Raw genomic sequence first — 20,317 nt, 5'->3', positions numbered from 1 at the left:
TTACTGCACGCCTTTATTCGAGGCGCTGCTGTCTTTCTGTTAGCACCCATTTCCGTACATAGCCCATTTCTTGTTGAATATGCTCCAGCGTTTTTTCCTGCTGAAATGCCCGTTGCATGACAGTATAACGCAAATCAGTTGCTCTTATATTCTTCCCTATATCTTGAGCCATCGTTTGGAAAATGCGTTCAATTGTCTTCGTCGTAATCGGCTTCGCTAAACTCGCCTCGCTTACCCAAACCCATTCCCCTACCTCTTGCTCATGTAAATGGGTCGTCTCTTTTTTATATTGTGTTAGCATGTCCATGAGGATGGGCGAACACTTAATTTCTCGACGTCCATTTCGATTAGCTATAAAAAGGGTCGCTTTCTCTTCATTCAAGTGAGCCCATTTCATGCGCACAAGCTCAGCGGGCTTACAACCCGTTTCCATCAACACTTGAACGATACAGCCATTGCGTCTTGCCAGCCATGCATGCTCCTGCGTTTTAGCATATTGAAAATAGGTTGGCCATACGTTGGCAATTTGCATGACCTGTTTATTTGTCAGTACTTGCAGTGCTTCTTTTTGTCTTTTTTTCGGCTGCAAAATATGCTGATAATCAAAAGGCTCCACCCATTCTCGTAAAAAAATAAAATCTACAAAGCCTCGCAATGTCGCTATTTTATGATTAAACGTGTTGATATTACTGTAGGTTTCCTTTAAATAGTCGCAATAGAGCTGTAATAAATTTTTCAATTGATGGTCCACATACAGGTAGTTTTGCTCATGGGCGAATGTTAAAAACTGCTGCCCATCCATATTGTATTGTTTTTTTGTGGCAGCACTTTTTTTCAATGATTGTAGCAGCAATGCGTAGCTATTCCATGCTTCCTTGAGTGTAACCATATTGCCCCTCCTTGATTGCTTTGCGTGTGTTGTTTCTATTTTACTATATTTTGGGTGCGTAGGTTCAAATTCGTTTTATATTATTGTAATGTCGGATAATCTGTATTTTCACAACATGAACCCGCTTCTACCAATCAAATGCCCCTTACGTAATGAAGAAACATATGTTCCTAAAGTAGTTTCTCATAATTTTTACTTTCTTACAATAGTAAATTCCGCTCCCCTGTTGTAGTACAATAAATGCTTACTATTCCCTACATTCTTGTATAACAACGCAATTTTATGTGAAAATTCGTATCATTTCGTGTTTATCGTTGATTGTGTTATATAATAAAGATAGACACTAACATGTAGGAGGCTTTCCGATATGCAAGTAAAAACGACTCGACTGGAAGCAGAAGATGCGAAAATTATTTATCAAGAAACAGCTGGGCTAGCGATTATTACGATTCATCGACCACAGGCAAAAAATGCATTAACGGCAAACATGTGGGATCAATTAGCCAAGATTGCCCTACAAGTATTAGATAATCCGAAAAATAAAGTACTGATTTTACGAGGCTCTGGCCAAAGCTTTACAGCCGGCTCTGATATTAAAGAGTTCAATGCCATCTCTCTTGAGCAAGCTGAAGAAGCGTTTGTACATATGGAAAAGACCATTTCAACCATTGAGCGCCTACCGATTCCAACGATTGGCGTCATCAACGGCCCGGCAATGGGCGCTGGCTTGGAATTAGCCTTAGCCTGTGATATCCGCATTGGCTCCGACAAGGCCAAGCTCGGCATTCCTGTCGGTAAATTAGGGATTACTTTAAATAACAAATTTGCGCAGCGTTTAGTTCAGCTCGTCGGCCCTGCCACAACCAAGGATTTAGTCTTTACAGGACGAATGTTTAAAGCAGAGGAAGCTTTCAAGCTTGGGCTGCTTAACTACTTAGTAGCTGAAAAGGATTTAAATAAATACATGATTCGAATGGGCAAGCTTGTTGCAGGGATGTCCCCTGAATCCTTACTTGCCGTGAAGCAATCCGTTCAGGAATGTCTCGATAGTGTGCCGACCTTATGGCAAGGCTCTTCGCCATTTGTAGGCAGTGATTTCGCAGAGGGTTGTCGTGCCTTTGTGGAAAAACGCCAGCCTCAATTTACCCGTCAGCCAAAATAAAAAACAGGTACTCTTAACGCCAATGTGCGAGCGGAGTACCTGTTTTTTACGCCTTTTTCTTTTGTATAGCTGTTTTAACATGCACATGAATAGCATCTAATTCATAGCCAAAATGTAGATAAAAATCTTCCTGCACCGCTTGTTGTAATGCCAATAAACGGGCTGCTAATGGATAATCAATTGGTAGCTTCACCTGAATAGTGAGGATAGCTTGAACCTGATCCCCTAACACAAATTGTGCCTGCTCCACCTTTTGTACAATCGCCTGTTGGCTACAGCAGTATGTCAGTAGCTGTACATAAACTGGCTTGCTGATTTCTATATATTCCCGCTGAAAATCAGGACGCACAATCGTCGTTTCCCCGATTTTTTCTCGTTTCGATGAAAAAATCTCCATGCCCTTTTGCACCAATCGTTTAAAGAAATTTTGCTCCACTTGTCTATAGGGGATCGGCATCACATGCTTACCCTGTGTTTGACGGATAAAGCGGGCTTTTTGAATTTCCTTAAAAGAACGGACATCCTCCACATCATAATAATGCTCAATCGGTCCTAGCTCTAGCTGCTTGGCAATACTATTCGTCATTTTAGTCGATGTGCCGATAAGTAAAATAGACTGTACCTGATGATGAGCTAGCGCTTTTTGGACAGCCTCACGATGGGCTGGATCTGTAAAAATGGCACGCCGTACAGCGGTAATTGTATTTTTTTCAAATTTAGCAGAAAGGCCTGCAACTCTTACGCCATTCACAATGAGTAATCCATCATCAACAATGGCCTCCACCCCTAATTTATGGGCAAAGGCAAGCGCACTTGTACTTTTGCCTGTGCCACTTGGTCCGCTTAATGAATATACCTTCACTGCCCTCTTCCCCCTTACAAAATCGTTTTCGCATCTGGTGATAACGTGCATACTTGCTTCAAATAGGCTGACATATGGGCATGCTTTGCCATGCTTCGAAACAGTGTGCATGCCGTAAATAGGGCATTCCACATATTAGCATAGTCAGCGTCCGCATAGGTTTTTACATACAATGCCCAATAATTAGCTGACACATAGTTTTTCAAATACTTCCCCATTTTGCCTGTAGATAATTGAAAATCATTATGCTGACCAATTGAGCATTTGATGTCAGGACTGTCTTGTGGTTTCTTCAAGCATTTGCTTGGCATATGGTAGCTCGTCTCGCATAAGACTCATCCCACCTAAAAAACTTTATACTCAGTATAATACAATTTCCTTTGTGAAGGAATTTATAGTAGCTTCTCCCAACAGCAGACAATCTATTTTCGCTAGCCTACGCACGCATCCTCTCCATTATATAAATATTTTCTTTTTTCAGAATATCTGTCCCTTTCTGTGCTTCAGTATGATAAAATGTGAACTACTATTCTGTTATACAACTACAAGGAGTGTACTAGCTTTGAAAATCGTACCATCTAAAAAAATGTCATTATTTACACCAGCAATTTTCGGAGATTTGAAAAATTTTGCGCGCGAGCAGCAAGCAAAAGGCATGACCTTAATTGACTTAAGCTTAGGAAGTCCTGATCTTCCCCCACATGCTAAAATCCGTGAGCATCTTTCCTATCGCGCAGGTTTAGCTGAATCTTACGGCTATACACTGACAGGCACACAGCGTTTTTATGATGCGGTGAGTCGCTACTATAAGCGCCGTAGTAACGTCGATCTAGATCCCGCAACAGAAATTATTCAAACAATTGGCTCGCAAGAAGGCTTAGTGCATTTACCCATCGCCTTTTGTGATCCAGGAGACATCGTCTTATCCACAAACCCAGCTTATGTTGCATATGACGCAGGAATTCACTTAGCTGGCGCAATACCTTATTACATGCCTCAAACAGCTGACAACGATTATTTACCTGATTTAGACGCTGTACCAGAAGATATTGCCCAGAAAGCAAAGCTATTGATTTTAAACTTGCCAGGAAATCCTGTACCAGCGATGCCTTCATTAGCGTACTTTGAAAAAGTCATTGCCTTTGCCAAAAAATATAATATTATTGTTCTCCATGATGCGGCCTATTCAGAGTTCTATTTTACGGGAGATGGCCCCATTAGCTTCCTAGCTGCACCAGGAGCAAAAGAAGTCGGCATGGAGATTAACTCCCTTTCCAAAAGCTTTAGTCTTGCGGGCACACGTATTGCCTATATCGCAGGAAATGCAGAAATGATCGCTGTTATCAAGCAATTAAAATCAAATTTAGACTTCGGTATTTTCGAGCCTATCCAGGATGCGGCTGTCGTTGCACTGGATAACGCAGAGGAAATTACGGAAAGCTTACGTGCCACTTTCTCACAACGTCATAAAACACTGATGAATGGCTTACAAGCTTTAGGATGGGAGGCAGCACCATCAGATGGGGGAATGTTCGTTTGGGCAAAATATCCCTATGCTATCGATTGTACAGAACTAGCCTTCCAATTGATTGAACAAGTTGGCGTTGTCACAGTGCCCGGAACCGTATTTGGTACTGCAGGACAAGGCTATTTACGTTTAGCATTAGTCCAACCAAAGGAACTTCTGCAAGAAGCTGTGGATCGCTTAGCAAAAGTACAATTATTGGCCCAAAGCAAAAATTAGGCAATTTAAAAACCCTTCTAACATTTTGTTGGAAGGGTTTTTCTATGAAGGTTAAATCCACACATCGTTTTCAGCGGTAAGCTCTGATTGTTCCTCACCTGTATTCACGACACCAACAGGCTCTACAAGCAAAATTTTACACTCTGAAGCCGCATAGGGTTTATGTTCCACATTGCGCGGAACCACAAACATTTCCCCTGCTTGCAGGCTTACTTCACCATCTCGGAATTCGATGATTAACTGCCCCTCAAGGACGATAAACACTTCATCCGTATCATCATGCTTATGCCAGACAAAATCCCCCTGAACTTTGACGAGCTTAAATTGATAATCATTCATTTCAGCAATGACCTTTGGTGACCAATGCTCTTGAAATTTAGCTAATTTCTCTTGAAAATTAATCGGTATGTATGCCATTTCCATTCCCCCTTGCTTTGAGTCTATTCATAGCATACCATAATGCTATTTTCTACAGCAAAAAACAGCTACTGCCATAAGAACAGTAGCTGTTTTATTAGATATCATATTTTTGATGAACGTCATCCTCGTAACGGTTATAGCGCTGCTTAAAGAGCTTGAATAAATGCGTGACAAGCACCTTAAAGATTGCATAGCCTGGAATCCCTAAAATAACACCTGGGACACCAAATAACGAGCCTGCCGTTAATAACACAAAGATAATCGTAATCGGGTGAATACTGAGTGATTTCCCCATAATTTGTGGCGAGATAAATTTCCCTTCAATCAACTGAACGATTGTCCATACAATGGCTAGCTTGATTAGCATTAATGGGGACGTGACAAGGGCAATAATGACAGCTGGTGTGATCGCAATAACGGGACCTAAATAAGGCACCACACTGGTAATCATCGCAAGGAAGCCGAGCAATAAAGCATACTTCATGCCAATAATTAAAAAGCCAATCGTCACCATTGCGCCAATACACATGGATACTAAAATTTGCCCCTGTATGTACGAACTAATTTGCTTGTCCATGTCATGGAAAATGTCAGTTACTTCTTTACGCATACGTGGTGGGCACACTTTCAGCATAAATTTCGGTAATTTTTCGCCCTCTTTTAGTAAATAAAATAAGATGAATGGCACCGTTACAAGTGATAGCACAATGCCTGTTAACGTTGATAGGAAGCCCGTAATCCCAGATGCCACACCCTGTGCTACATTGGTCGCCATATCCTTCACTGTTTTTACCATATCCGTTGTGAAGTTATTCAATACTTCATCAAAATTAAAACTAATTTTATCTAAGTACTCATTAAAACGTGAATGATTCAGAAATTCTACAATGTTTTGCGTAAATGCCATGAAGTACTCTGGGAATTCCTGTGCTAAATTGGTGAACTGGTCGCGTAAAAACGGATAGACTAGCACCACGAGTAACGTAATGACACCAATGACCGCAATGTAGAGGATTAAAATACCCCATATTCTTGGGATACGCCATCGTACTAGTATCGCCAGCAATGGGCGTAATAAATAGTAGCCAATGACGGCTAGTACCCCTGGTAAAATCACTACTTCAAATAATACTTGAAGCGGGGTAAAGATAAAGGAAACTTCATTAAACATAAAAATAACACATGCCACTAGTAATAAAATCACCAGTGTAAATAATAGGTTTCTACCACCTAAAAAACGAATAAACTTAGTTGCTAACAGGTTTGAACGCTCTTTTGGTCTCTCTTTTTCCATAGATCCACCCCAATCCAAATGCTCTACCTTTATATTACAGGATAATGTTGGTTTTTGCGAAAAATCACTCTAGTGAAATACCTAAAAAATCGCTTAAAAATGCCTTGTTTTGCTCCACATCGATGACAATGGAATCGCCTGCATGGCTAAAGTTTTGGAATTGATAGCTCCCCTCAATAGGAATGGTTGCTTTCTCAATGTTGACCTTGCCCTTTGATAGCAATTTAAGCACTTGCTGCATTTCCTCAGAGGATGAATAATCTGTTGTGATATAGCCCTGTGCCGCTCCGACGAATTTTGGTAAATGCAACATATTGGTAGGCGTTAATAGCTCCGATTTCAACGCTTCAATGACTTTTTGCTGACGCGCAACACGACCAAAATCTCCTTCCGCATCATGACGGAAACGAGCATAGCCCAGTAGCTCCTGTCCATTTAAACGATGAACACCTTGCTTTAACTCTACGCCAATGTTTTCAGACATGTCCTTTTCAACATCCATTTCCACACCATTTGGCGCTAAAATATCCACTAAGGATTCAAAGTTTTTAAAATCAATTAGTGCATAATGATGAATCGGTAGGCCAAACATATTTGTCAATGTATCCTTCAATAGCTGGACACCGTCTAGATAGTAGGCTGTATTAAGCTTATAGGATTGATAGCCTGGGATATCCGCGTAAATATCGCGCATAAAGGATACGAGTTTAATATCGTTGTTTGCTTTATTCCAGGATAATACCATCATTGTATCGGTACGTGATTTTTCCTCTCCACGTGTATCGACCCCTAAAATCAAATAGTTTTCGATATCCCCTTTGATACTATCACCCGTAAAATCTTCCTGTGCTACTTTCGTGTCATTGGCTAGCTCAAGTCCACTGCGATATTGCATGACCGAATAGCCGACAATCACTATGATACACAGTAGTAATAGTGTGAAAATTGCTCTCCCTTTACGTAATCTACGCTTTTTTGGACGTTGGGAGCGTCTCGTATAATCTTGCTCTTCCATAACAACTAACTCCTCTATTTTGATATAGTTAATGTAACGATTGATTAGCTAGAAAGTTTCATTTTGAAAAGGATCTATTCCATGATTTTCTATCTAATCGTTATTTTACACCCATTTGCGCAGTTTGGAGCAAAACAATGCTATAATATTTTCACAAAAGAAAGGATGATTCAAATGATAGAAAAAGCGACATTTGCTGGCGGATGTTTTTGGTGTATGGTCAAGCCATTCGTCGAGTGGGACGGTATACATAAAGTGACTTCTGGCTATATGGGTGGCCATTTAGAAAACCCAACCTATGAAGATGTCAAAAAAGGAACGTCAGGCCATTTAGAAGTCGTCGAAATCGAATTCGACCCTGCTATTTTTAGTTATGAGCAGCTCCTTGATATTTATTGGATGCAAATTGACCCGACAGATGCGTATGGACAGTTCCATGACCGTGGCGAATCCTATACAACCGCTATCTTTACCTATACATATGAGCAAAAGCATATCGCAGAGGCCTCGAAAGAAAAGCTTGCCAATAGCGGACGCTTTGATAAACCTATTGTAACCAAAATTCGCGATGCTGAACGCTTCTACCCAGCAGAAGACTATCACCAAGATTATTATAAAAAAGAAACGGAACACTATCAGCAAGACCGTGCCGTTTCTGGCCGTGATACATTTATTGCGAAGCATTGGGAAAAAGAATAAGCTAGAGAACATGAAAAACACGTATTATTTGATAGGTAATCAAAAATACGTGTTTTTCTATTGGAAAGCCAATATTTTTCAAGTGATTCCTTGCCTCTCAAAATAACAAGAACGAAAGATACAGAAAGATAATCAAAATCAGCAGAGAAAAAAGACTAGAAATCATATAAATACAATGATTGGAAGGATAAAATCGTCCATCCTGAATTTCTTTTCTTTTTCTTGCATATTGAAAGGTTGCCAAAACGCCTATGATAAACCCAATGATGCAGGCAAAAATGCCAAGGCAAATGGCTACGATATGAATAGAATCATTTGAATTCATTTTAATCGTAAAATGCAAGGAGGTGGTCAAAAACCCGACTCCGACAATCGAAATGCTAGTCCGTATCCAAGCTAAGTACGTTCTTTCGTTCGCTAAATGCTGCTGGGCATACTGTACACTATTGTTCGCTCCTTCGTTCCATGTATTGAATCCCTCCATAAACGGTAACCCTTCCCTATTCCATTTTCAATTGCTACACATTATTCGTTTTTAGCTAAATAGGCTATAATGGCCTGACATGCTTGCATTCCTTCTGGCTGAGGTGAGTAATTGGAAGATAGTTTGACAATGACGGTCTCGGTTTTCGGTGCAATGTGGATTTGTTGATCAAACTTTCCTCGTGCTGAATATCCTCCGTATTGATCATGACTAATCCACCATTGATTATGATAGGAAAACCCTGGAAGATAATGATGATTACTTTCCTCAAGTAATTGTGGATTTCCGCCTTTTTGGATTTCCCTTATGATTGGCACGGGAATAATTTGCTGCCCATTATAAAAACCATTGTTACACATCATGCTACCAAAACGTCCTAAATCACGTAAGGTTGCGCGCATACCGCCACTAGCTATATCTGTGCCAATGCCATCCAAATGCATGCAAGCATTTTCTTCTGCTCCTAATTTAGACCATATATATTGCTGAATTAATTCAGCTAGATTTTTACCTGTTAATCGTTTAATGATCCAGCCTAATGTTTCTGTTTGGCCATTTTCATACTTAAATACCGTACCAGGGGGAATAGCTCGTTTACTTGCTACCATAAATTCATATAGATTTTCCGGTCCATGATAGTTTTCAGGTTTTGGTATCGAACCAGATGCGATAAAAATAGGGGTGCCCCGCCCTATTCCCATAGGCGTATCCGCTTCCATATACTTCACAGGAACTTGCATATCAAGCAATTGCTGAACAGTACCTTCGCCTAGTCCTGTTCCTTCTAATTCAGGAATGTAATAGAAAGCTTTTTTAGTTAGATCTAGTACCCCTTCATCAGCTAGTAAACCCACAATTAACCCGACAAATGACTTTGATGCAGAGTTCAATGCATGAGGCTGATAGAATGGATAGCCATTAAATGACTTGAGGCTCCGCATCTCTTAAAATAAACTCAATTTCCTTCATGCCTAGCTTATCATTTAACGGAACGACCGTAGCTCCACACCGACTGACAGCAAGATTGTAGATAACATTTTCAATACTATTTGGAATGAGAACTGCAACACGCTTTCCGACTTGTACGCCAAGACGACCTAACTGGCTTGCTGCCGCATCAACTTGTTCCCGTAATGTCTTATAAGTAATCGTTTCATTTGTCTCTACACAAGTAAGCGCTGGCTGTCTATCAAATTTATTTAAACTAGTAAATAGAAAAGCTTGAAACGTTATAGCATCCATGTAAACTTCCTCCTTTAGGTAAATAATCGTTTCGAAAGACGATGTATTTATGATTGACTCAGCAATTCTTTAGCTATTATGTTTTTCTGAATTTCAGATGTACCCGTCAAAATTCTAAACATCCGTACATCTCGATACATTTTCTCTACAGGATGTCCTTTCATTAACCCTTGACCACCCAAGATTTGAACTGCCTTGTCTGCCACTCGATTGGCAACCTCAGAGGTATACAGTTTCACCATAGATGCTTGCCCTCTCACGTTTTCACCATGGTCCATACGTTCGATCACATCGTAGAGCATACAACGTGCTGCATAGAGTTCAGTGGCCATTTCCGCTAACATATGTTGAATAGCTTGAAATTCCCCAATTGGTTTACCAAACTGTCTACGCTCTTTGGCATGGTCAACTGCTTCATCTAATAGCCGTTGTGCTACCCCAAGGTAGGTAGCTCCCCAAGACGCTCTGTTTTCATTGATTCTGTTAAGCCCCAGCATCAATCCCTTGCCTCGTTGACCGAGAATATTCGTAGAAGGCACTCGGCATTGGTTAAAAATCAGCTCAGCTGTACTATGTTCTCCCGATATAGGCACTTGAATCTTGCCAAGTTCAAAACCTGGTCGTTCCTCTGTCTGTTTCTCTACAATAAAGGCAGTAACGCTTACATTAGTTGGCTCTACCATTTCCTTTGCCAAAACAATTGCCCAGTCAGCATAGGGTGCAGCGCTAATAAAATGCTTTTTCCCATGTAATATGTAGCTATCACCATCCCGTATAGCTGTTGTTTGAATGGCACGGGCATCAGATCCTGCACCAGGCTCTGATAATGCAAAACAACAACCTGCTTCAGCATTAATCACTGGCATGACGTACTTTGTTAATTGGTCTGGCGTAAAAACGTTTACCATCTGACCAATACGTAAAGGTCCACCGATTTCACCCAAAACATGCCCCCATAAAACCGCGCCTGATTTTGCAAGCTCTTCCTTTAAAACACATAGTCCCTTTAAGCTAAGCGACTGCCCTCCCAACTCCTTTGGTAGGTTGATACCATAAAATCCAAGCTCCTTTGATCGCTTTCGAACCCATGTAATTTGCTCCATCGAAATCTTTTGCTCTGCATCCATTTCATGCTCCCGTTCAAACGGTAATAGTTCATTGTCAATAAACGCACGTAACTTCTGCTTTAACTGATCAAGATAATCAATTGTCCCTGTTGCTTGCATACTGTACTCCTTTCCAACACTCGTTCAATCTCAGAACGAAAACGTTTCCACTTTAAATTTTTAGAATAATAAAAATATTCTCGCTCATTATTTTATATATGGCTGTGAATAAAGTAAAATGGTAAAATATCATAGATACTTGAATATAATTCATATAAAAAGAGGGATGATTGTGCATATAGAGCAATTAAAATATATTGTTGAGGTAGCTAAAACACGATCGATTTCCATCGCAGCACAGAATCTTCATGTTTCACAATCAACGATCAGTAAATCCATTACGAACTTAGAGCAAGAATTACGTATTTCCTTGTTTACACGTTCACGGCTAGGCGCCATACCAACAGCCGAAGGGAAAAATATCATAAAAAAAGCCTATGAAATTGTGATGAAGTTGGAAGAAATACAGGAAGAAGCACAAGAGCAAACCTCCCTCATAAACGGGGAATTGAATATAACGGCTAGCCCTAGCTTCTTTCTGCCCATTTTACTTAAAGCGTTAACAAGCTTTAAAAAAGATTACCCTTCCTTTCGTATCCATATGACCGAAAAAAAGTCACCAACGATTATTGAAGAAGTGATTCAAGGGAAGATCGATATTGGCTTAGCGATGCTTGATGATATTGATTGGAATGCGCATGAAGAATTGGTTTTCGAAGCCTTACTAGAGGGCAAAATCATGGTATGTGTCAGCAAGCATTCTCCACTTGCATTTAGTGACTATATCACACCTGAGGAGCTAATCCATGAAACAATTGTCATGTATGATGGGGTAATATGGAAGGATTCTATTACAAAATTTATGAATAAGTATGGCCCTCTTAATATTTTATTTACCACTAACAATACCGAAGTCATTAAAAAAGCCGTTGCAGAGGGCTTAGCCATCACCTTTTTGATGGATATAGCTTTACAGGATGATCATTATGTTACGAATGGAGAGATTGTCCCCATACCCTTAATAAATTTTGAATCCAATAAACGTTCCTTTGGATGGGTACGGTCTAAGAAAAAGCATTTCTCTTTGGCAGCAAAAGAGTTTTTAAAATACCTGAAAGCGAATATCGCCAAATCAGAATAAGAGCGTCTTTAAGGTGCTTGCCCAATAAAAAAAGTGCCTAATTCTTATGAATTAAGCACTTCAATGGAACTTAACTATTCGATGGTGTTTCCAAATAAGATTGGAGCGCATTAAAGAAACGAATGCCGTATTTTTCGAATTTTACTTCACCAATCCCACTAATATGTCGTAGCCCATCAAGCTCGGATGGTTTTTTATCACAAATTTCACGTAACGTTTTATCCGAAAATACAACAAATGGCGGTACCTTTTCCTCGTCGGCAATTTCTTTCCGTAGCACACGTAAATGTTCAAATAATGGATCATTATCCACCAGCTTCTTCACCGTGACAGCTTCCTTGCGCATGACCTGTCGATTGCCAAGCAGTACCTCCCTGCCTTCTGCTGACACATAAATTGTGGGGAATGTACCGTGCTTCACGGCAAGCAAGCCCTCAGCAATTAAAAATTCAATAAAGTTGGATACATCCTTTGAGGCATATTTTCCCTTTAAGATGCCGTAGGTCGATAATCGGGCAAAGCCAAATTCAGCTATCTTTTGATTTTTAGAGCCAATTAACACCTGTGCCACCATGGTCTTACCGAATTTTTGGCCCATGCGTACAACACAGGCTAGCACCTTTTGTGCATCCTCCGTCACATCTGTTACTGCTCGTCCATCATTGCAGTTATTACAACGCCCACAAGGCTCCTCCTCCTCTTCCCCAAAATACGATAAAATCGCATTTTGGAGGCAGCCCTCTGTATGGCAGTAATCCACCATTGTTTGAAGTTTGGCTAGCTCCTGGGTAATACGCGCTTCATCCTGTGTTTGTTCAATAAGAAAACGCTGTGTTTGGACGTCGCCTGAAGCATACAATAAAATACACGCACTTGGCAGACCATCTCGCCCAGCACGACCCGCTTCTTGGTAATAGCTCTCCATATTACGAGGCATTTGATAATGCAACACAAAGCGTACATTACTTTTATCAATACCCATACCAAAAGCATTCGTTGCCACCATGATACGTGCCTCATCTTTTAAAAATCGCTCCTGCTCAGCCATTCGCAAGTCCTCTGATAGACCCGCATGATATTTTGCAACGGCTTCACCAGAGCGACTCAGCATATCATAAATCGCATCTACTGCTTTTCGAGTGGCAGCGTAAATGATGCCGACTTCCTGTTGATTTTTTTGTACATAATTTTTTATATAGCGTTCTTTATTTTCGCCAATTAACACCGAAAGCGCCAAATTCTCACGCGAAAAGCCTGTCATGACCGTTGCTCGCTCATCAATCGCTAACAATTGACGAATATCATCACAAACTGCTGGCGTCGCAGTGGCTGTCAGTGCTAAAACTGTGGGCTTTTGTGGCCATAGCTTAAAAAGCTTGTGGATGGAACGATAGCTTGGTCTAAAATCATGCCCCCATTGCGATATACAATGAGCCTCATCAATCGCTAGTAATGGCACAGATAAATACGACAATGCTTGAAGAAACGTAGTACTTTCTAGTCGCTCTGGTGCAATATAGAGGAGCTTTAAATACCCCGCACTCGCAAGTTGCATAGTTTCATCCACTTCCTGTGCCGTCAGCGTACTATTGATATAGGCTGCTGGAATGTTAGCCGTTCGTAAAGCCTCTACCTGATCTTGCATCAGTGAAATCAGAGGTGAAATGACGATGGTTAACCCTTCAAGCATTAACGCTGGAATTTGATAGCAAATGGACTTCCCTCCACCTGTTGGCATGACACAAAGGCTTGATTGCCCTTGTAATGTTTGTTCAATAATTTGTTCTTGACCTTGGCGAAAGGTTTCATAGCCAAAATGATGCTGTAGCATTTGTCTTGCTTGCTCCATGCAAAATTCACTCCTCATTTGTGAGACCAAGTAGCTTGTACTCGCCCTGTTCATTTTTTTCTAGCTCATACAGCATGTTGGAGTAGGCAAGTGCCTCCTGTCCAGCAGCATTCGTCAGCATATATTCCGTTTTGGCTTGCACGATGAGACGCTGTCCTTCTACGCGAATATCCTGAATGTCCGTGTCAGCGAAATGAATTTTGGCTTGTTTGGAAGCATAGTAGGCAACCATACTAGCCAAGGTTTCCTGTATCGCCTCTGTCCCGACAATGGGTTTCATGACACTTGCATCCTGAGTTGTCACTGCCCCCTTTAAATGCTTGTGAAACGTATCTAAAAATAGCTTAATTTCATCGGTATTATACGCAAATACATTTTCTCCATATTGTGCGATTGCTTGCTGTACAGCTTCTTTATCCCCTTGTTCGATATAGGGATATAAATTTTTCGATTGGGATAGTCGTACACTAGCTGTCATGCCCTCGTCAATCCATTCATCAATGGATGATTGAAATTCCTTTATAGGCAATATGTATGGCTGGGACTCTCCCTGCTGTTGTCGATTAAAATAAAGACCGACAATGGCTCCATTTTCAGCCTCCATGACAGGGCTTCCTAGAGGTATGGATTGTTCTGCTTTTATAAAATAGGCCGCTACCTTATCTTGGTATTTTTGAATCGTATAAGGTAAACCATTCACATAAACAGCTAGCTGATTGAGCTCACCTTCATAGAGATTAGGCACTTGCACATCCGCTTGATAGGATACTCGTAACATGGCCATATTATAGGCTGTTGACATGACATGAATAGTTGCTGCTACCAGCTTGTCCTCACCAAATTGAACAAGGGCAGTTGGTTTGGATGCCACCAGTGCGCCATTCGTTAAAATATACAGTTGATCATCCTGTTGCTTGATAATAATACCTGCACCAACACCGTGCTCTCCAATTACTTTGACCTCTGGCACAATTTTTTCCTGTTGCTTCGTCACCGCTCCCTCTGTTTGCACGTCTGCCTTTTTATTTTGAAACCAACCTGTACCTATTTGACTGTCACAGCCTGCTACAAGTAAAGCTGTCGCTCCTAAAACGAGCATCTTTTTATACATACCTTCACCAAAACTTTCTATTCAACATTCTCTCTTCTCTATCATAATCAAGGCGTGAGGATGTTTCAAGTTTACATAATATTATTATGAAATTATCAATATTAGAAAAATGCAGCTACTATGCTCAATTCATTTCTTTCTACCTATTAATATTGAGGGAAGACGAAATTTGCTGTGAGAATGGAAGGATATCATACCCTCAAAATAATTTTCACTAAAAAAGACATGTGCAACGTCACACATGTCTCTTACGATGTTTTTTTTCTTAGCAGTCCAGTCGTTGCCAAAATGCCAATCATTAATAGGACAAAGATCAGATACGTCCATGTATGATTACCTGTTAAATCATAGCAAACGCCTATTAGGATGGGGATAATCGCACTTACCATAAAGCCACCTGCTAGCACCATGGATGACCAGCTCGTGGCCTCCTGATCATTTTTGGCTTCATCAAGAGGCAACAATAGACCGATTGGAAATAGTCCACTTAACATAATGCCAATTAATAAAATAGCCAGCCATAGGTACGTACCCGATGTGAGCCACAGTAGCATAAATCCAATCACGCCAACAAAGCTTAGCACTAGTAGCCAGGCCATTCGACTAGGCCATTTTTCCATGAGAAGTGGCACCGTCATATTCCCTATCATTTGCACAACGGACATTATGGTCAACATGGCACTTGCTGCCTCTAATGACAGGCCTTTATCCTGTAGTAGCGGTGTGAGCCATGACATGATCGAGAAAAAGAGCGACGTTTGTAAACCAAAGTACAAGAGGATCACCCAAGCACGTCTAGATGTCCACGGATTACGGGCATGTTCTGTCGCAGTTACTTGTTGCAGCTGCTCGTTGTGCCCGGATGGAATCGCCCATAGCCAGATAACGAGCGCGACTACGGCGAGTATTGACCACATGCCGAGGGCGACTGTCCAGCTATTACCGAACCCCTGATAAAAAGTCACGGTTAAGGCTGCGCTTAAAGTAGCCCCTACGCCAATACCGAATGAATAAATACCGATAACTGTCGTGAAGCGTTCGGGAAACTTTTTCTTAATATAAGCATTTAAAATAGGACCAATCATCGCAATCGCTAAGCCTGCTGCGAAGCTTGTCACGATGAGCAAGAAATAGCTTGCTTGGAAAAAGCGTAGACCATTGGCGACAACAAGGAGGGTCACTAAAAGGGTGATAGCTGATTTCGTGCCCATTTTTCGCTGTAGCGGGACAGCCAAAGGTGCAAACAAGCCCATACAAAAAACGGGGATGGATGTAAGAAAGCTGATGCTTGTAGTCGAGACATGTAACGATGTCATCAGCACATTAAAAAGCGGTCCTATTCCCGTGACGGCTGGTCTCATGTTGAGTGCTACAAAAAATATACTAATGACCACTAAGGTGAGTGAAACGGTCCATTGTTTTTTAGCCATTTATTCGATCCTCTCTACTATTACGCAACATTCATTTATGAAAAACTTGCATCGATTCCTCTATCCTTTTACCATGTTTTCGATGGATGGTCAATGATTGGACCGTTTGCTTTTAAATGGCTAATGTTCATTACATATTTTCAGGGGATTCAATACCCAATAAGGCTAAAGACTCTTTTAAGACAATGGCCACACTATGACAAAGTGCGAGACGTGATGCTTGTTGTTCATCATCTGCTAATATTTTGTGCTGTGCATAATATTTATTCAATAAACGTGCCAGTAGTAAGGCATATTTCGCTATTTGGGACGGATCAGCCTGCTCAAAAGCCATAGCTACCGCTTTTGGAAACTGCTCCAGTAATAAGATAATCGGCCAAGCCTGCTCACCTAATGGTGTGAATATCATGTCTTGAGATGGTGCATTTGCTTTGTCTAAAATGGAGCAAATACGCGCATACGTATACTGCACATATGGTCCTGTTTCCCCTTCAAAATTCATCATTTGCTCAATTGAAAATTCAATATCGTTTAGGCGGTGGTATTTTAAATCATTAAAAATTACTGCTCCAACGCCCACTTGCTGTGCTACTCGCTCTTTATTTGGAAGATGAGGATTTTTCTCCTCAATATTACGCTTCGCCGTCGCAATGGCCTCTGCTAGCACATCAGCTAATAACACCACTTTGCCTTTACGAGTCGACATTTTTTTACCATCCTTCAGCATCATACCAAATGGGACATGCTGTAGACTCTTTGCCCAAGGATAGCCCATTTTTTCGATGACCTGAAAAAGCTGTTTAAAATGGAGGGACTGCTCATTGCCAACGACATAGAACATCTTTTTGGGCTGGTAGTGCTGTTGGCGATACAGGGCGGCTGCTAAATCACGCGTTGCATAAAGTGTGGCCCCATCCGTTTTCGTTATTAAACATGGAGGCATCTCCCCCATCTCCACAACATACGCTCCGTCTGATTCCACGAGGAGCCCTTTATCTGTTAGCTCTGTCACAACAGGTGTCATTTTGTCATTGTAAAAGGCTTCACCTGTAAAGGCATCAAAATCAATTCCTAACAGCTCATATATTGTTTGAAACTCTACTAATGACACATCTCGGAACCATTGCCACAATGCCAGTGCCTCTGCATCACCGTCCTCCAATGCTTTAAAGGCGGCACGAGCCTGCTCATTCAGTGTTGGGTCTTGCTCTGCCTCTTCATGAAACTTCACATAAATCTTTAATAGCTCCTCAATCGGTGACGCTGAAATGGCCTGTTTGTTTCCCCATAGCTGATAAGCAACAATCAGCTTACCAAACTGTGTACCCCAATCCCCTAAATGATTGATACGAATGGCTTGATAGCCATTTTTCTCTGCAATATTTGCTAAGGCATTGCCGATGACCGTTGAACGTAAATGTCCCATCGAGAATGGCTTCGCTATATTTGGAGATGAAAAATCCAAGACGACTGCTTCCATCTTTATTGGCATAGTGCCATATTGTTGCTTGTCGCGCAGAATCTTGCTTAACACCTGTTGCGTCACCTTTTCTTGAGCTAGAAAAATATTGACATAGCCTCCAACGGCTTGCACACGCTGGATACTGTCATGGTTTAATTGACTTGCTATATCTGCTGCGATACTTTGTGGAGACTTTTTCCACACTTTTGCTAGGGTAAAGCATGGAAAGGCCACGTCCCCTAGCTCCAAGCTTTTTGGTTTTTCTAATAATGACAATATTTCCTCTCCTGTTATTTGTTGATTTAATGCGACTGCTATACTGTCCGCGATTTGTTTATTCATCTTGATTCTCCTCCTATCCAAATAAAAAAGCCCTCGCCTCTAAAATTAGAGACGAGAGCATGATAATCCCGTGGTACCACTCTAGTTGCCATGTGACATGACCACTTTCCATTGTTAACGAGGTGACGCCCCGCTATTCTCTACTACTTGTTCGAGAATCTTCTCCAAAGTGCGCTTCATTCATGGTCCCTGCATTAGGCTCACACCATCCCTAACTCGCTTGCCAGTCATCCCATCAATTACTCTCTTTTTCATCGAATTTTTCTATGATTTTTACATATATTACCGGACTTCCTTATTGGCGTCAACCATTTTTACTGTAAAATGACGGTACTTAGCAATTGACATATCGAGATAATTCGATATATTATCGTCATATGGAACCAATTGAAATTTTCAAAGCGTTATCAAACGAGACGAGGCTAAACATCTTACAGTGGTTGAAGGAACCTGAGAAACATTTCCCAAAAGTGAGTATCGAAGGAGGCGTATGTGTTGGTGATATTCAAGAGAAAGCTAAAACTTCTCAATCAACCGTTTCTCACTACTTAAATATGATGCAAAAAGCTGGACTTCTCGAATCTTTTCGTCATGGTCAATGGACATATTATAAATTAAAAGAAGAAACGATTCATCAAATTGCTTCGTTTCTTGTCTCAGATACCCAAAATGATTAATTGGGTTTCTGTTTTAGTTATTATATCGATTATTCACGATAAATAGATACGCTATACTGATTAGGTTTCGCATAATATATCGATTATTCTCGATATATAAATATAAAAGGAGCGTCATTATTTGATGAAAGAAAATACACTTAGTCATAAACATAAAATTTTAGCCTTTACCTTAACATTATTAACTTTTGTCATGGGAACAAGTGAATTTGTCATTGTAGGATTATTAACAGAGGTTTCGACAGATTTAGGCATTACCATTGCCACTGCTGGTTCCTTGGTTTCTGGATTTGCGATTGCCTATGCCATTGGTACACCTATCTTAACTGGTTTTGTTAGTAGATTTGCAAAATATCCACTCATGTTACTGTTCATTGCTATCTTTATACTTGGAAATATAGTAAGTGCCTTAGCTAGCTCATATGGTATTTTAATGACTTCTAGAGTTGTTACGGCTGTTGTCAGCGGTGTGCTAACAGCATTATCTATGTCTTTAGCAAATGATTGTATGCCGAAGGAAAAAAGATCCTCTATCATTGCCTTACTATTTGCTGGTTTTACGATTGCCAACGTTATGGGTGTACCGCTAGGAACGATGGTGGGTCAATGGAGTAATTGGCATATGACATTCTGGTTAACGGCTCTATTAGGAGGGATTGCCTTTGTCATCAGCCTCTTTGTGCTACCTCGGAATAGTAAAGGAACAAAAGGTTCGCTATCAGACCAATTAAGTTTATTTAAGCAACCTAAAATCATTCTAGCATTCTTCATTCCTGTTTTTACGATTGCTGGAACATACACAATCTATACTTTTATTACGCCAATTTTAGAAAACAAACTTGGGATTGATACGAAATATATCAGTATTGTTCTCTTAATCTATGGTTTTTTTTCAATCTTTAGTAATCTTTTAGCTGGCAAGATCGCTCAACATAACGGTCTTAGTAAATTGCGCTATACATTCATCTTTCAGGCCATTATCTTATTTACCCTCTATTTCACGATGTCCTCCACGTGGCTGGGACTCATGAGTATTATGTTAATGGCTGTCATGCTTTATGCTGTGAATGCAACTGTTCAACTATACTTCATGGATCTAGCAGAAAGGTATTCCCCGTCTGCCAAAGACTTTGCATCCTCGTTAACCCCTGTAGCCGTTAATGTGGGCATTGCATTAGGTGCCGCAATTGGAGGGGTTGTTGTAGCCACGGGTAGTCTAGACAAACTATCATGGGCTGGTGGGATTTTAGCACTCATAGCTTCCGTGCTAACATATATAAGCTATCAATTGGATCAAAAGGATAAACAATAGAAAAAAAGAAACATTC

20 protein-coding genes and 1 other annotated feature are annotated in these 20,317 nt (G+C 40.7%); of the genes, 6 read left to right on the top strand and 14 right to left on the bottom strand.

The window, feature by feature from the left end:
- Window positions 1–13: 13 nt before the first annotated feature.
- A complete protein-coding gene (locus tag JTI58_RS20950) occupies window positions 14–889 on the bottom strand; it encodes a tyrosine-type recombinase/integrase (protein WP_205443495.1) in 876 nt (291 codons plus the stop codon).
- Window positions 890–1,256: 367 nt separating this feature from the next.
- Here JTI58_RS20950 and JTI58_RS20945 point away from each other — a divergent pair, with 367 nt between their 5' ends.
- Window positions 1,257–2,051 carry an enoyl-CoA hydratase/isomerase family protein gene (locus JTI58_RS20945; protein ID WP_066036778.1) on the top strand — a complete coding sequence of 265 codons (795 nt, stop codon included), beginning with the start codon at window positions 1,257–1,259 and terminating at the stop codon, window positions 2,049–2,051.
- A gap of 46 nt (window positions 2,052–2,097) precedes the next feature.
- On the opposite strand, the gene JTI58_RS20940 is transcribed toward JTI58_RS20945, so the two are convergent.
- A complete protein-coding gene (locus JTI58_RS20940; protein WP_205443494.1) occupies window positions 2,098–2,913 on the bottom strand; it encodes an ATP-binding protein in 816 nt (271 codons plus the stop codon).
- Between the two features lie 14 nt (window positions 2,914–2,927).
- Window positions 2,928–3,224 carry an aminoglycoside 6-adenylyltransferase gene (locus tag JTI58_RS20935; protein ID WP_243456167.1) on the bottom strand — a complete coding sequence of 99 codons (297 nt, stop codon included), beginning with the start codon at window positions 3,222–3,224 and terminating at the stop codon, window positions 2,928–2,930.
- Between the two features lie 251 nt (window positions 3,225–3,475).
- On the opposite strand from JTI58_RS20935, the gene JTI58_RS20930 reads away from it, so the two are divergent.
- Window positions 3,476–4,657: an aminotransferase class I/II-fold pyridoxal phosphate-dependent enzyme gene (locus tag JTI58_RS20930; RefSeq protein WP_205443493.1), complete on the top strand. Its 1,182-nt coding sequence runs from the start codon at window positions 3,476–3,478 to the stop codon at window positions 4,655–4,657.
- Window positions 4,658–4,708: 51 nt separating this feature from the next.
- On the opposite strand, the gene JTI58_RS20925 is transcribed toward JTI58_RS20930, so the two are convergent.
- The 3 genes from JTI58_RS20925 to JTI58_RS20915 all read right to left on the bottom strand — a co-directional run bounded on the left by JTI58_RS20925 (window position 4,709) and on the right by JTI58_RS20915 (window position 7,386).
- The gene (locus tag JTI58_RS20925) at window positions 4,709–5,074 is read right to left on the bottom strand and encodes a cupin domain-containing protein (RefSeq protein WP_205443492.1); all 366 of its coding nucleotides are present in this window, start codon (window positions 5,072–5,074) and stop codon (window positions 4,709–4,711) included.
- Window positions 5,075–5,171: 97 nt separating this feature from the next.
- Window positions 5,172–6,371, bottom strand: coding sequence for an AI-2E family transporter (locus JTI58_RS20920; protein ID WP_205443490.1), 1,200 nt, complete (start codon window positions 6,369–6,371; stop codon window positions 5,172–5,174).
- A 64-nt stretch (window positions 6,372–6,435) separates the two neighbouring features.
- On the bottom strand, window positions 6,436–7,386 hold the full coding sequence (locus JTI58_RS20915; protein WP_205443489.1) for an LCP family protein: 951 nt from the start codon (window positions 7,384–7,386) through the stop codon (window positions 6,436–6,438).
- Window positions 7,387–7,560: 174 nt separating this feature from the next.
- Between JTI58_RS20915 and msrA the strand changes: the two genes are divergently transcribed.
- Window positions 7,561–8,085 (top strand): peptide-methionine (S)-S-oxide reductase MsrA, encoded by a 525-nt coding sequence (msrA, locus tag JTI58_RS20910; RefSeq protein ID WP_205447499.1) that lies wholly within the window; start codon window positions 7,561–7,563, stop codon window positions 8,083–8,085.
- Window positions 8,086–8,182: 97 nt separating this feature from the next.
- On the opposite strand, the gene JTI58_RS20905 is transcribed toward msrA, so the two are convergent.
- The 4 genes from JTI58_RS20905 to JTI58_RS20890 are packed head-to-tail and all read right to left on the bottom strand — an operon-like array spanning window position 8,183 to window position 11,037.
- A complete protein-coding gene (locus JTI58_RS20905) occupies window positions 8,183–8,569 on the bottom strand; it encodes a YidH family protein (RefSeq protein WP_205443487.1) in 387 nt (128 codons plus the stop codon).
- A gap of 41 nt (window positions 8,570–8,610) precedes the next feature.
- Complete coding sequence (locus JTI58_RS20900) at window positions 8,611–9,510, bottom strand: serine hydrolase domain-containing protein (RefSeq protein ID WP_205443486.1); 900 nt, start codon at window positions 9,508–9,510, stop codon at window positions 8,611–8,613.
- Window positions 9,488–9,811 (bottom strand): AMP-binding protein, encoded by a 324-nt coding sequence (locus JTI58_RS20895; protein WP_205443485.1) that lies wholly within the window; start codon window positions 9,809–9,811, stop codon window positions 9,488–9,490. Before JTI58_RS20895 ends, JTI58_RS20900 begins: the two co-directional genes overlap by 23 nt.
- Before the next feature lie 47 nt (window positions 9,812–9,858).
- Complete coding sequence (locus tag JTI58_RS20890; protein WP_205443483.1) at window positions 9,859–11,037, bottom strand: acyl-CoA dehydrogenase family protein; 1,179 nt, start codon at window positions 11,035–11,037, stop codon at window positions 9,859–9,861.
- Window positions 11,038–11,209: 172 nt separating this feature from the next.
- On the opposite strand from JTI58_RS20890, the gene JTI58_RS20885 reads away from it, so the two are divergent.
- Window positions 11,210–12,118 (top strand): LysR family transcriptional regulator, encoded by a 909-nt coding sequence (locus JTI58_RS20885; RefSeq protein ID WP_205443482.1) that lies wholly within the window; start codon window positions 11,210–11,212, stop codon window positions 12,116–12,118.
- Between the two features lie 70 nt (window positions 12,119–12,188).
- On the opposite strand, the gene recQ is transcribed toward JTI58_RS20885, so the two are convergent.
- From recQ to argS, 4 genes are all read right to left on the bottom strand, one after another.
- The gene (recQ, locus tag JTI58_RS20880) at window positions 12,189–13,967 is read right to left on the bottom strand and encodes a DNA helicase RecQ (RefSeq protein WP_205443480.1); all 1,779 of its coding nucleotides are present in this window, start codon (window positions 13,965–13,967) and stop codon (window positions 12,189–12,191) included.
- Window positions 13,968–13,974: 7 nt separating this feature from the next.
- A complete protein-coding gene (locus JTI58_RS20875) occupies window positions 13,975–15,078 on the bottom strand; it encodes a TcaA NTF2-like domain-containing protein (protein WP_205443479.1) in 1,104 nt (367 codons plus the stop codon).
- Window positions 15,079–15,326: 248 nt separating this feature from the next.
- Window positions 15,327–16,508, bottom strand: a complete 1,182-nt coding sequence (locus tag JTI58_RS20870; protein ID WP_205443477.1) for an MFS transporter — start codon at window positions 16,506–16,508, stop codon at window positions 15,327–15,329.
- 130 nt (window positions 16,509–16,638) lie between these two features.
- On the bottom strand, window positions 16,639–18,312 hold the full coding sequence (gene argS, locus JTI58_RS20865) for an arginine--tRNA ligase (protein WP_205443475.1): 1,674 nt from the start codon (window positions 18,310–18,312) through the stop codon (window positions 16,639–16,641).
- Between the two features lie 44 nt (window positions 18,313–18,356).
- Window positions 18,357–18,576: a binding site (T-box leader), on the bottom strand.
- A 113-nt stretch (window positions 18,577–18,689) separates the two neighbouring features.
- Between argS and JTI58_RS20860 the strand changes: the two genes are divergently transcribed.
- Both JTI58_RS20860 and JTI58_RS20855 read left to right on the top strand, forming a co-directional pair.
- Window positions 18,690–18,989, top strand: coding sequence for an ArsR/SmtB family transcription factor (locus tag JTI58_RS20860; RefSeq protein ID WP_131520404.1), 300 nt, complete (start codon window positions 18,690–18,692; stop codon window positions 18,987–18,989).
- Window positions 18,990–19,113: 124 nt separating this feature from the next.
- Window positions 19,114–20,301: an MFS transporter gene (locus tag JTI58_RS20855; RefSeq protein ID WP_205447498.1), complete on the top strand. Its 1,188-nt coding sequence runs from the start codon at window positions 19,114–19,116 to the stop codon at window positions 20,299–20,301.
- Window positions 20,302–20,317 lie beyond the last annotated feature (16 nt).

It is taken from the genome of Lysinibacillus fusiformis, from assembly GCF_016925635.1.
Taxonomy (GTDB): domain Bacteria; phylum Bacillota; class Bacilli; order Bacillales_A; family Planococcaceae; genus Lysinibacillus; species Lysinibacillus fusiformis_F.
The sequence above is the reverse complement of the archived record's forward strand: the minus strand, read 5'-3'. Positions and strand labels throughout refer to the sequence as shown.